The organism is Streptomyces sp. WG5, assembly GCF_049974565.1.
GTDB lineage: Bacteria > Actinomycetota > Actinomycetes > Streptomycetales > Streptomycetaceae > Streptomyces.
The window spans coordinates 82068-95690 of sequence record NZ_JBNGGC010000014.1 but is presented as its reverse complement, the minus strand read 5'-3'; the positions used below and the strand labels follow the sequence as shown (position 1 = coordinate 95690).

Below are 13623 nucleotides of genomic sequence, written 5' to 3'. Positions count from 1 at the left end.
CGTACCGGGCGGCCCGCCTTGTCCGCGCCGGCTCCCGCCGCCGCGCACCGGGCGGCCCGTCCCGTCCGACCGGTGAGGAGAAGAAAGGCCCCATGACCGGTTTACCGTCCCGGCGCAGAACCGTCCGATTGTCGGCCGTCGCACTGATCCTGTCCGTACTGCCGGCCCTTCCGTCCACCACCCCGTCCGCGGACGCCGCGCCCCCGCGACCGCCGTCCGATCACGCGCTCGCCCGCGCCCCGTCGCGCCCCGCCCCGTCGCGCGAGCAGTTCTACCTGGTGCTGCCCGACCGCTTCGCCAACGGGACCGCCTCCAACGACGAGGGCGGCCTGACCGGCGGCCGCTCGCGGACCGGCCACGACCCGACCGACAAGCACTTCTACCAGGGCGGTGACCTGAGGGGCCTGATCGAGAAGCTCGACTACATCAAGGGGCTGGGCACCACCGCCCTCTGGATGGCCCCGGTCTTCAAGAACCGGCCCGTGCAGACCATGAGCAGCACCGAGATGGCCAGCTACCACGGATACTCCATCACCGACTTCACCCGGGTCGACCCCCACTTCGGAACCAACGCCGAACTGGCGGAACTCGTCGACAAGGCCCACGCCAAGGGCATGAAGGTCTTCTTCGACGTCATCACCAACCACACCGCCGACACCGTCGACTACGCGGAGAAGACGTACGGCTACCGCTCCAAGGGAGCGTTCCCCTACCTGGACGCCGAGGGCCGCCCCTTCGACGACAGCTCCGGCATGCGCGAGGTCGACGAGGACGGCTTCCCGTACACGCCGCGCCCCCGCCCCGGCGAACACGACACCAAGGTGCCGGCGTGGCTGAACGACCCCACGATGTACCACAACCGGGGCGACTCCACCTTCGCGGGCGAGAGCGCCCTGTACGGCGACTTCAAGGGCAACGACGACCTGTGGACCGAACGGCCAGAGGTCGTCGAGGGCATGCGGCGGATCTACGAGACGTGGGTGCGGGACTTCGGCATCGACGGCTTCCGCGTCGACACGGCGAAGAACGTCAACATGGCCTTCTGGACCCAGTGGGCCACGGCGCTGGACGCCTACGCGGCCCGGCAGGGGAAGCGGGACTTCTTCATCTTCGCGGAGGCCTTCTCGGCCGACCCCGCCGTCATGGCGCCCTACGTGACCGAGGGCCGGCTCGACGCCACGCTCGACTTCCCGCTGCAGGCCGCGCTCCGCAACTACGCGTCGCGCGGCGGTCCCACGCGCGACCTCGCGCACGTCCTGGCCCAGGACCACCGCTACACCACGGACAAGGCCAACGCCTACGGCGAGGTGACCTTCCTCGGCAGTCACGACATGGGGCGCATCGGCAGCTTCGTCAGTCAGGACAACCCGGACGCGGGCGATGCCGAGCTGCTGCGCCGTGACCGGTTCGCGCACGAGCTGATGTTCCTGTCCCGGGGCAATCCGGTGATCTACGCGGGTGACGAGCAGGGCTTCACCGGATCGGCGGACGACGTGTACGCCCGGCAGACGCTGTTCGCGTCGAAGGTCCCGGAGTATCTGGACGACGACCAGATCGGCACGGAGCGCACGCATGGATCGGACGCGTACGACCCGGCGCATCCGCTGTACAAGGCGATCGCTTCCCTTGCCCAGTTGACGAAACGGCATCCTGCGTTGCGCGACGGTGTGCAGGAGGAGCGGTACGCCGATGACGGCCCGGGTGTGTACGCGTTCTCGCGCACGGATGCGAAGCGGCGGGTGGAGTACGTCGTCGCGGTGAACAACGCGGCGGAGGCCCGGACGGTCGGGGTGCCGACGTACACGGCGGGCATGGACTTCCGTGGGGTGTACGGGTCGTCGGCGCGGGTGCGCAGTGGTGCGGACCGGAAGGTGCGGGTGGAGGTGCCGCCGCTGTCCGCGGTGGTACTGAAGGCGGCCAGGCCGCTGGCCACCCCGGCCACCAGGCCGTCGGTGTCGGTGCGGGCTCCGGCGACCGGTGCGACCGGTGATGTGGAGATCTCCGCCGAGGTGGACGGTGGCGGGCTGAACCGGGTGGTGTTCGCCTCCCAGGTCGGCAACGGGCCCTGGCGCACGCTGGGTTCCGCCGACCACGCCCCGTACAGGGTGACCCAGCACCTGCCGGACACGGTGCGTGCCGGGACGCCGCTGCGCTACAAGGCCGTCGTCGTCGACGGCGCGGGACGCACCGCGAGCGACACCGCCGCCACCACCACCGGACAACCCCCCGCCCCCGAGAAACCCAGCGCGAAGCGACACCACGCGGTCGTCCACCACCGGCGCGCGGACGGCGACTACGACGGCCTGCTGCTGCGGACCGCCGACGGTACGACGGCCCGGTTCACCGGCCGCGACGCCTACGGGGCCTTCGCGTGGATCACCCCCGGCTCCGGTACCGGCGCCATCCGGTTCACCATCGAGAAGGACGGAGTCCCCGACGGACCCGAGCGCGTCCTCGACGTCGCCGTGTCCGGCGAGGTGTGGACCGAGCAGAACAACACGACGGTCCTGACGGCCAGACCCCAGTCCGCCTACCCGCCCCAGGACGGCACCAAGGCCGTGCTGCACTACCACCGGCCCGACGGCGACTACGAGGGATGGGGCCTGCACACCTGGACGGGGTCCGCCGACCCGCCCGAGTGGAACGACCCCATCCTGCCGGTGCGCGAGGACCCCTTCGGGCTCGTCTTCGAGGTGCCGCTGAACGACGGAGCCGCCTCCCTCAGCTACATCCTGCACAAGGGGCAGGAGAAGGACATCCCCGACGACGAGGCCCTCGACTTCTCCCTCTACGGGCACGAGGTCTGGCGCGTGGCGGGCGACCCCACCTATCTGACGCCCTCTCCCGGTGGCGCCTTCGGCCTCGACCTGCGCGCGGCGGAGGCCACCTGGATCGGTGACGACACCGTCGTGTGGGCGGGCGAGGGCAGCGGCGTGGCCAGTCAGCAACTGGTATACGCCACCGACGGCGACCTCACGATCGAGAACGGCGCACTGACCGACGAGGGACAGTGGCTGCGGCTCGTACCGACCGAGCTGACCGAGGCCCAGAGGTCCCGCCACCCCCAGTACGCACAGGCCTCGGCGTTCCGCGTGGACCCGCGGGACCGCGACCGCGTCGGCCAGGCACTCCGCGCCCGGCCGATCGCCACCCAACGCGCCGACAACGGGGCCCTGCTGGGCGCCACCGGCGTGCGCATCGAAGACACCCGACCGGAAGGAACCGGCAAGTGATCGGCTCGCTCCCAGGCCGAAGAGGCCGAAGAAGACGAAGAGGCCGCCCCGGCGGCACGAACCACGGAACCGTGCCGGGACCCTCGGCCGGCCCCACGACCACGGCCGCCGCGGTCGTCGTGGCCGCACTGCTCGCCACGGCGCTGGGCACACCCCGGCAGGCAGCCGCGGCACCGCGGCCTCCCGGTCCGCCGTCCGACGCCCGGCTCGCCGCCGAGCCGGCCCGCCACGACCTGACCCGGGAGCAGGCGTACTTCCTGCTGCCCGACCGGTTCGCCAACGGATCCCGTGCCAACGACCGCGGAGGGCTCGGCGGCGACCGGACCGCGACGGGATTCGACCCGACGGACAAGGGCTTCTACCAGGGGGGTGACCTGAGGGGCCTGATCAAGAAGCTCGACTACATCAAGGGCCTGGGCACCACCGCGATCTGGATGGCGCCGATCTTCAAGAACAAGCCGGTGCAGGGCGGTGGCGAGTCCGCCGGCTACCACGGCTACTGGATCACCGACTTCACCCAGGTCGACCCGCACTTCGGCACCAACGCCGAGCTCGCTGAACTCATCGACAAGGCCCACGCCAAGGGCATGAAGGTCTTCTTCGACGTCATCACCAACCACACCGCCGACACCGTCACGAACGTCGAGAAGAAGTACGGCTACCGCTCCAAGGGTTCCTATCCCTACCTCGACACCCAAGGACGTCCGTTCAACGACAGCTCCGGTATGGGCAAGGTCGACCGGGACAGTTTCCCCTACACGCCCGTGGTGAACGAGGACGAGGCCGACGCCAAAGTCCCGGCGTGGCTGAACGACCCCACGATGTACCACAACCGGGGTGACTCGACGTTCGTCGGCGAGAGCGGCCTCTACGGCGACCACACCGGTCTCGACGACCTGTGGACCGAACGGCCCGAGGTGGTCGAGGGCCTGGAGAAGATCTACCAGAGGTGGGTCAGGGACTTCGACGTGGACGGCTTCCGCGTCGACACGGTCCGCAACGTCGACATGCCGTTCTGGACGCAGTGGGCGACCGCGATCGACGCCTACGCCGCGAAGAGGGGACGCGAGGACTTCTTCGTCTTCGGCGAGACCCTCTCCTCCGACCCGGCCGTCACGGCGCCCTACGTGACCGAGGGCCGGCTCGACGCCACGCTCGACTTCCCGCTGCAGAACGCCATCCGCGGCTACGCCTCCCAGGGCAAGCCTGCCAGCACCCTCTCCGGCGTCCTGGCCCAGGACCACCGCTACACCAGCGACAAGGCCAACGCCTACGAGCAGGTCACCTTCCTCGGCAACCACGACATGGGCCGCATCGGCAGTTTCATCAGTCAGGACAACCCGGACGCGGGCGATGCCGAGCTGCTGCGCCGTGACCGGTTCGCGCACGAGTTGATGTTCCTGTCCCGGGGCAATCCGGTGATCTACGCGGGTGACGAGCAGGGCTTCACCGGACCGGGCGGGGACAAGGGTGCCCGGCAGACGCTGTTCGCGTCGAAGGTCCCGGAGTATCTGGACGACGACCAGATCGGCACGGAGCGTACGCATGGCTCGGACGCGTACGACCCGGCGCATCCGCTGTACCGGTCGATCGCGAAGCTGTCGGAGCTGACGAAGCGGCATCCGGCGTTGCGTGACGGTGTGCAGGAGGAGCGGTACGCCGATGACGGCCCGGGTGTGTACGCGTTCTCGCGCACGGATGCGAAGCGGCGGGTGGAGTACGTCGTCGCGGTGAACAACGCGGCGGAGGCCCGGACGGTCGGGGTGCCGACGTACTCGGCGGGGATGGACTTCCGTGGGGTGTACGGGGCGTCGGTGCGGGTGCGCAGTGGTGCGGACCGGATGGTGCGGGTGGAGGTGCCGCCGCTGTCCGCGGTGGTACTGAAGGCGGCCAGGCCGCTGGCCACTCCGGCCACCAGGCCGTCGGTGTCGGTGCGGGCTCCGGCGGCCGGTGCGACCGGTGACGTGGAGATCTCCGCCGAGGTGGACGGTGGCGGGCTGAACCGGGTGGTGTTCGCCTCCCAGGTCGGCAACGGCCCCTGGCGCACGCTGGGTTCCGCCGACCACGCCCCGTACAGGGTGACCCAGCACCTGCCGGACACGGTGCGTGCCGGGACGCCGCTGCGCTACAAGGCCGTCGTCGTCGACGGCGCGGGACGCACCGCGAGCGACACCGCCGCCACCACCGCAGGACAACCCCCCACCCCCGAGAAACCGACCGCGGTGGACCGTCCCTACGCCGTGGTGCACTACCGGCGGACGGACGGCGACTACGACGGCTGGCAGCTCAAGTCGTCCGCGGGAACCGCGGACTTCACCGGCCGCGACGCCTACGGAGCCTTCGCCTGGGTGAAGCTGGACGACGGTGCCGGCGACGTGACCTACACCGTCGAGAAGGACGGCGACGCGGACGGTCCGCGGCGCACGCTCGAGGCGGCGAAGACGGGTGAGGTCTGGATCGAGCAGGGCGAGGACGGACAGGCGGTGACCGCGCCCAAGGGGGTGTACCCGCCGCAGGACGAGAAGAAGGCCGTCCTGCACTACCACCGCGCCGACGGCGACTACGACGGCTGGGGCCTGCACACCTGGACCGGTGCGGCGAACCCGACGGACTGGTCCAAGCCGCTGCAGCCGGTCGGCAGGGACAGCTTCGGTGTAACCTTCGAGATACCCCTCGCCGACGGCGCCACGTCCCTCAGCTACATCATCCACAAGGGTGACGAGAAGGACATCGCCAGCGACCGGTCTCTGGACTTCGCCACCTACGGCAAGGACGTCTGGCTGATCGGCGGAACCACCGACTACCTGCTCCCGACCGTGGGCTCGGCCCCCGACCTCGACCTGGGCGCCTCGAAGGCCCAGTGGATCGACGCGGACACGGTGGTGTGGAACGTCCAGGCCACCGACGCCACCAGCCAGCAGCTCGTGTACGCCCCCAAGGGCGACATCACCGTCAAGGACGGCGCCCTCTCCCACGAGGGGCACTGGCTGCGTCTGGTGCCGACAACCCTCAGTGACGCTCAGAAGGCGAAGTTCCGGCACCTGAAGGACGGCACCGCCTGGTCCGTCGACCCGCGTGACCGGGACCGGGTGCGGGAGGCGCTGCGCGGCCAGCTCGTCGCCACGCAGCGGGCCGCCAACGGCGCGCTGCTCGCGGCGACGGGTGTCCAGATCCCCGGCGTGCTGGACGACCTCTACGGCGCGGCGCGCAAGGCCCGCCTCGGGCCCGTCTTCGACCACCGGGGCAGGCCCACCCTGTCCGTCTGGGCCCCGACCGCCAAGAGCGTGTCCCTCGAGCTGGACGGCCGGCGCGTACCCATGCGCCGGGACGGCGGCACGGGTGTCTGGTCGGTGACCGGATCCCGCGCCTGGAAGGGCAAGCCGTACCGGTACGCCGTCACGGTGTGGGCCCCGACGGTCCGCAGGACCGTCACCAACAAGGTCACCGACCCGTACTCCGTGGCACTGACGGCCGACTCCGCACGCAGTCTCGTCGTCGATCTGAAGGACAGGTCCCTGGCGCCCGCGGGATGGTCCGGCCTGGACAAACCCCCGGCCGTTCCGCTCAAGGACGCGCAGATCCAGGAACTGCACGTACGTGACCACTCCGTGGAGGACTCGACCGTCCCGGCGGCCGAGCGGGGCACGTACACCGCCTTCACCGAGAAGAACTCGGCGGGCCGCAGGCATCTCCGTGCTCTGGCCGAGGCCGGCACCTCGTATGTGCACCTGCTCCCGGTCTCCGACTTCTCGACCGTTCCGGAGAAGGCCGCCGACCGGACCGTCCCCGGATGCGACCTGGCCTCCTACCCGGCCGACTCCGCCGAGCAGCAGGAGTGCGTGGCGAAGGCCGCCGCCGAGGACGCCTACAACTGGGGCTACGACCCCTACCACTTCACCGTCCCCGAGGGCTCCTACTCCAGTGACCCGGACGGGACGCGGCGCACGGTCGAGTTCCGCAGGATGGTCAAGGCGCTCAACGAGGACGGCCTGCGGGTCGTGATGGACGTGGTCTACAACCACACCGTCGCGAGCGGCCAGGCCGACGCCTCGGTCCTCGACAAGGTGGTGCCCGGCTATTACCACCGGCTGCTCGCCGACGGTTCGGTGGCCGCTTCGACCTGCTGCGCCAACACGGCTCCCGAGAACACCATGATGGGCAAGCTGGTCGTCGACTCGGTCGTCACCTGGGCCAAGCAGTACAAGGTGGACGGGTTCCGCTTCGACCTCATGGGCCACCACCCGAAGGCCAACATCCTCGCCGTGCGCAAGGCCCTCGACGAGCTGACCCTCACGAAGGACGGCGTCGACGGCAAGAAGATCATCCTGTACGGCGAGGGCTGGAACTTCGGCGAGGTGGCCGACGACGCCCGCTTCGAGCAGGCCACGCAGAAGAACATGGCCGGCACCGGCATCGCCACCTTCTCCGACCGGGCCCGCGACGCCGTGCGCGGCGGCTCGCCCTTCGACGCCGACCCCGGCGTGCAGGGCTTCGCCTCCGGCCTCTACACCGACCCCAACTCCTCGGCGGACAACGGCACCGAGGCCGAGCAGAAGGCCCGCCTGCTGCACTACCAGGACCTGGTCAAGGTGGGCCTGAGCGGCAACCTCGCCGGCTACACCTTCACCGACACCAGCGGCAAGGAGGTCACCGGCTCCCAGGTCGACTACAACGGCGCTCCCGCCGGATACGCCGACGCCCCGGGCGACGCCCTCGCCTACGCCGACGCGCACGACAACGAGACCCTGTTCGACGCGCTCGCGTACAAGCTCCCGGCGGACACGTCCGCCGACGACCGAGCCCGCATGCAGATCCTGGCGATGGCCACGGCCACCCTCTCGCAGGGCCCGGCGCTCTCCCAGGCGGGCACCGACCTGTTGCGTTCGAAATCCCTGGACCGCAACTCCTTCGAGAGTGGTGACTGGTTCAACGCGATCCACTGGAACTGCGCGGACGGCAACGGCTTCGGCCGCGGGCTGCCGTCGGCCGCCGACAACCAGGACAAGTGGCCCTACGCCAAGCCCCTGCTCGGTGCGGTGAAGGTCGGCTGCTCACAGATCCAGGGCGCCTCGGCCGCCTACCGGGACCTGCTGAGGATCCGTACGACGGAGAGTGCCTTCTCCCTGGACACGGCCGCCGAGGTGCAGTCGGCGCTCTCCTTCCCGCTCTCGGGCAAGCACGAGACACCCGGCGTGATCACCATGAGACTGGGTGACCTGGTCGTCGTCTTCAACGCCACGCCCGACCGGCAGTCCCAGCGGCTGACGGAACCGGGTGGAGGCACCTACCGGCTGCATCCGGTGCAGGCCGCCGGTGCCGACCGCGTGGTCAGGACGGCCGCCTACACGAAGAGCACCAGCACCTTCGACGTGCCGGGCCGCACCGTGGCGGTCTTCACGCGCTGACAGGAAATGGCCCACGAAGTGCCCGTACCGGCAGCCCGGTACGGGCACTTCCGTATGTGGGGGACGGCACCTGGAACGGGGAAGGGACGACAGCTTTCGGTCTTGTCGCGGCTGCCTCACGAGCGCGGCCATGTGTTCGTTTGTCGACGGCAACATGGCCTGGTGGCAGGAGTATGACATGCCGCTTCATCCGGCAGTAACCTTACTGGCTTCGCGGGTTCATCCGTCCGGCTGTGTCCTGTCATCCTGCGGTGTGATGTCGGCTCTAGCTGCTGAGCTGCGTGTTCATGAGGATCCGCGTCTCCTGGGTTCATTGAAACCGGCGCCACAAGTTGCTGGAATTTGCCGCAATGCTTTTCATGCCCCTGCCGAACCCTCGTACTCTGAGGATGTTCGTTCAGCAAGTGAAGGGGAGCACTCTGATGAAGCGGTTTGTGCGTTCGACTTTCGTGACGTGCGCGACGGCTCTGGCCCTGGCGGCGCCCGCCACGGGGGCCCACGCCGAGTCCCAGGAGGGTGCGGGGAACCAGCCCCCCGCACCCGCGTGCCTGACGTACAGCCCGGGATGGCGCTACACGTTCGTGATCAACGACTGCTCGACCGCCCACAGGGTGAAGGTCCTGTACGGCGACGGAATGGACGTCCCCTGTCAGGAGGTGGCCCCGCGGAACTGGTTCACCTTCCCGGGCTACGGAACCGAGGGGAACACGATCAAGGGCATGGTCCTGTGCGACCATGCCGACGGTGCCTGACCGCGCGGTCGCACGGCGGGACGGGCGTGCGCTCCCGGCTTGTCGGGAGCGCACGCTTTTGCACTCGCTGCAGCGGCCCCGATCACTGGGCGCACTCCGCCGTGCTGGACGGCAGTGAGCTTCCGACAGGGCGGGGACCTGCCGCTTTTACTGGAGCGCACCTCTTTCCTGATGGCTCATCAGGTAAGTCGGCATCCACTCACCATCGGACCGGGGCAGTCTTCGGTACGTGCGAACGGCAACCCCAGGATCGGCGTCGACTACCAGGTGAACGTCTGGGACCGGTACAACGCGACGAGTCCGGCCGGGGCCTGCTCCTCGTCGCCGCGCTCGCGGACGCCTGGGGCGGCGAGCCGCACCATCCTGGCGGGAAGACGGTCCGGGCCGAATGTCTCCGGCGCGAATGCGCGGCAGGGCGCGTGAAGGTCGGCCGGGTTCGCTGCGCGGCCCCGGTGAAGCGTGGATACGAGTGCCCCAGTTCTCGCTGGGATGCGCGCTGATCGCCCGGCTCGCCGCCGCGGGAAACCCGCGGGCCGCCGGTCATCGAGGCCGCACTCGCACGCGTGGGCGGACGCGAGTGCGGGCCGGAGAGCAGCTGCCACGGGTGCCTGCGCACCTTCCGCAACGAACGCTTCCACGAGTTGCTGAGCCGCGGGGAAGCCGTCGTACTGCTCGATGCCCTGGCGGGCAGAAGCACGAGCTGAATGGTAGGCAGGCACTTGCCTTACGCCCTCTTCTTGTGGTCGGAACCGAGTGAGTGGAGCAGCCCGGTCCTGACCTGATCACGCATCAGGAAAGTCAGCAACGGGTCAGTGTGAGTCCTGGAACACCTGGCAACAGCTGACCGGACATGCGAATGGTTGTACTCTGCGGAGACCGCCCTTGACCTGCAAGAAGCGGGCAGGGAGCTGACAGATCGGGAGTGTCTCCATGCTGCGCACCATGTTCAAGTCCAAGATCCACCGCGCCACCGTCACCCAGGCCGACCTGCACTACGTCGGCTCGGTGACCATCGACGCCGACCTGCTGGACGCCGCCGACCTGCTGCCCGGTGAGCTCGTGCACATCGTGGACATCACGAACGGTGCCCGGTTGGAGACCTACGTCATCGAAGGCGAGCGGGGTTCCGGCGTGGTCGGGATCAACGGGGCCGCCGCTCACCTCGTCCACCCCGGTGACCTGGTGATCATCATCAGCTATGCCCAGGTCACCGACGCCGAGGCGCGGTCGCTGAAGCCGCGGGTCGTGCACGTGGACGGCGACAACCGCATCGTCGCCCTGGGCGCCGACGCGTCCGAGCCGGTACCGGGCTCGGACCAGGAACGCAGCCCGCAGGCCGTGTCGGCCTGACGTACCGATCCTGCGCGGACGAGGCACGCGTGGCCGGTCCCGAGCTGCTGCGCGCGGGCGAGGGAGTGGCTCGCGGCGCATCCCGAGCGGTTCTGAACCGGGTATGGCGAGGATCACGAGCAACCACGACGAAGGGGCCGCGCGTGCTGGCGCTGCTGCACACCTCGCCCGTTCACGTCCCGGTCTTCGACGCCCTGCGTGACGAGGCGCACCCGGGTCTGGAACTGCGGCACCACGTCGACGCCGAGCTGCTGGAGCGGGCGCGGCGCGAGGGGCCGGAGGCGGTGACGGATGCCGTACGGGTCGTGCTGCGGCAGGCCGTCGCAGAGGGGGCACGGGCCGTTCTGTGCACGTGCTCGACCCTCGGTGGTGTCGCCGAGGCGGCCGCCGACCGGGCCGGGGTGCCGGTGCTGCGGGTCGACCGGCCGATGGCCGCCGCCGCGGTGGCCGCCGGCTCGCGTGTCGTCGTCCTCGCCGCCCTGGAGAGCACGCTCGCGCCGACGACGGCACTGATCGGAGAGGAGGCCCGGAGGGCCGGCCGCTCCGTCGAGGTGCGTCCCCTCCTGGTCGACGGCGCCTGGCCGCGGTTCGAGGCCGGGGACACCGAGGGCTACCTGCGGCTGGTGGCGGAGGCCGCCGACGCCGTGACCGGCGCGGACGTGATCGTCCTGGCCCAGGCGTCCATGGCGCCGGCCCGGGCGGCGACCAGGTCCGCGGTCCCGGTGCTGGCCAGCCCCGCGCCCGGCCTGGCCGCCGGGGCGGCGGCCGCACGTCTGGGGCAGCACTCTTCCGCATCCGTGTCCCCCGGGACGGCGGGCCACCTGGACCCGGCCGTTGCTGCGGGGGAGTGAGTGAGGGGACGGCCGTCGGGTAGGCGGGGGACAAGTCCAGAGCCGATGTCGACCGACTGGCCGGAGGACAGCATCATGACGAACCCGTATCCGGATCCCGTTCCACCGGGGCCCACCCCGGGACCCGCCCCTGTTCCGGACCCGGAGCCACAGCCGCACCCGGTGCCGCCGCCGGGCCCCGCCCCGACACCCCCGCCTCCGCCCGGCCCGGGTCCGGAACCGGCGCCCCCGCCTCCGGGGCCGGGCCCGCAGCCGACTCCGCCGCCCCCGCCTCCCGGCCCGCAGCCGACCCCGCCGCCCCCGCCTCCCGGCCCGCAGCCGACTCCGCCGCCCCCGCACCCCGGTCCTCCCGAGCCGTCCCCGTCGCCGATCCCGCCGGGGCCGGAACCGGTGCCCGACCCGGAACCGGGACCACCACTCACCTGAGCCACGGGCAAGGGCCGCACAAACGGAAGGGAGGGCACTGGCGGTGGGCGACCGCGCGGCCGCACGGCCGCCCACCGCCACCCGCCTCCCGTCCACCGCCCCACCCGTCACCCCTCTAGTACGCCTACGCGGTGACCTCCGACCGGTCTCCGCCCCACAGCGTGTGGAACGCGCCGTCCCGGTCGGTCCGCCGGTACGTGTGCGCCCCGAAGAAGTCCCGCTGCCCCTGCGTCAGCGCGGCCGGCAGCCGCTCCGCGCGCAGGGCGTCGTAGTAGGCGAGGGCCGCGGCGAAGCCGGGTGTCGGTACGCCCTGCCGGATCGCGGAGACGATGACCCCGCGCCAGTCGTCCTGGGCGTCGGCGATCTCCCGTGCGAACGTCCCGTCGGACAGCAGGCTCGGCAGGTCCGGCCGGGCGTCGTACGCGGCGCGGATGCGGTCCAGGAAGGCGGCGCGGATGATGCAGCCGCCGCGCCAGAGCGCGGAGACCGCGCCCAGGTCGATGCCCCAGCCGTACTCCTCGCTGCCCGCCGCGATCTCGTGGAAGCCCTGCGTGTAGGACACGATCTTCGACGCGTACAGGGCCTGCTCCACCCGGTCGGCGAAGGCGGCCGCCTCCGACTCGCCGAGCGGTGACGCCTGGGGACCCGCCAGGCCGCGCGAGGCCTCCCGGAGCGCCGCGTGCCCGGACAGGGAGCGCGCGAAGACCGCCTCCGCGATGCCGGACACCGGAACGCCCAGGTCCAGCGCGATCTGCACCGTCCAGCGGCCCGTACCCTTCTGCTCCGCCCGGTCGGCCACCACGTCCACGAACGGCTTCCCCGTCGCCCCGTCCACGTGCGACAGCACCTCCGCCGTGATCTCGATCAGGTACGAGTCCAGGCGGCCGGTGTTCCAGGTGCGGAAGATGTCCGCGATCTGCGCGGGGGAGTACCCGGCGACATCGCGCAGCAACTGGTACGCCTCGCCGATCAGCTGCATGTCGGCGTACTCGATGCCGTTGTGCACCATCTTCACGAAGTGTCCGGCGCCGTCGGGACCGACGTGCGTGACACAGGGCGCCCCGTCGGCCGCCTTCGCGGAGATCTTCTCCAGCATCGGGCCGAGCGAGCCGTACGACTCCCTCGAGCCGCCCGGCATGATGCTCGGGCCGTGGAGCGCGCCCTCCTCGCCGCCGGAGATGCCGATGCCGACGAAGTGGATGCCCTGCTCGCGCAGTTCGCGTTCCCGGCGCCGGGTGTCCGCGAAGTGGGCGTTGCCCCCGTCGATGATCATGTCGCCGGGTTCCAGCAGCGGCGCGAACTCCTGGATCACCGCGTCTGTCGGGTCACCGGCCTTCACCATGATCACCAGGCGTCGCGGCCGCTCCAGCGCGGCCACGAACTCCTTGGCGGTCTCGGTCGCGACGAAGTCGCCCTCGCCCCCGAACTCCTCCACCAGCGCGTGCGTGCGCGACGCGGTCCGGTTGTGCACCGCCACGGTGTAGCCGTTGCGGGCGAAGTTGCGCGCGAGGTTGCGGCCCATGACCGCGAGACCCGTGACGCCGATCTGCGCTGTAGTGCTCATCGGGTTGGCTCCTGGTGATCTCGGTAGGGGTGATGCCGTGTG

General features: G+C 70.7%; 6 protein-coding genes and 1 pseudogene. 6 read left to right on the top strand and 1 reads right to left on the bottom strand.

Features of this window, described 5'->3' with window-relative positions; genetic code table 11:
- Window positions 1–92 precede the first annotated feature (92 nt).
- The 6 genes and pseudogenes from ACP4IX_RS17135 to ACP4IX_RS17110 all read left to right on the top strand — a co-directional run bounded on the left by ACP4IX_RS17135 (window position 93) and on the right by ACP4IX_RS17110 (window position 11591).
- Entirely contained in the window at window positions 93–3233 is a 3141-nt protein-coding gene (locus tag ACP4IX_RS17135) for an alpha-amylase family glycosyl hydrolase (RefSeq protein WP_426555998.1), read from the top strand.
- A gap of 71 nt (window positions 3234–3304) precedes the next feature.
- Window positions 3305–8638 carry a pullulanase-type alpha-1,6-glucosidase gene (gene pulA / locus ACP4IX_RS17130; protein WP_426555997.1) on the top strand — a complete coding sequence of 1778 codons (5334 nt, stop codon included), beginning with the start codon at window positions 3305–3307 and terminating at the stop codon, window positions 8636–8638.
- A gap of 422 nt (window positions 8639–9060) precedes the next feature.
- Window positions 9061–9390: an alpha-amylase gene (locus ACP4IX_RS17125; protein WP_426555996.1), complete on the top strand. Its 330-nt coding sequence runs from the start codon at window positions 9061–9063 to the stop codon at window positions 9388–9390.
- A gap of 290 nt (window positions 9391–9680) precedes the next feature.
- A pseudogene (locus tag ACP4IX_RS17120) lies at window positions 9681–9890 on the top strand (hypothetical protein); the annotation flags it as partial.
- A 430-nt stretch (window positions 9891–10320) separates the two neighbouring features.
- A complete protein-coding gene (gene panD / locus ACP4IX_RS17115) occupies window positions 10321–10740 on the top strand; it encodes an aspartate 1-decarboxylase (RefSeq protein ID WP_426522692.1) in 420 nt (139 codons plus the stop codon).
- A gap of 143 nt (window positions 10741–10883) precedes the next feature.
- Complete coding sequence (locus ACP4IX_RS17110; RefSeq protein ID WP_426522691.1) at window positions 10884–11591, top strand: aspartate/glutamate racemase family protein; 708 nt, start codon at window positions 10884–10886, stop codon at window positions 11589–11591.
- Window positions 11592–12141: 550 nt separating this feature from the next.
- On the opposite strand, the gene gndA is transcribed toward ACP4IX_RS17110, so the two are convergent.
- A complete protein-coding gene (gndA, locus tag ACP4IX_RS17105) occupies window positions 12142–13581 on the bottom strand; it encodes an NADP-dependent phosphogluconate dehydrogenase (RefSeq protein ID WP_426523328.1) in 1440 nt (479 codons plus the stop codon).
- Between the last annotated feature and the right edge of the window lie 42 nt (window positions 13582–13623).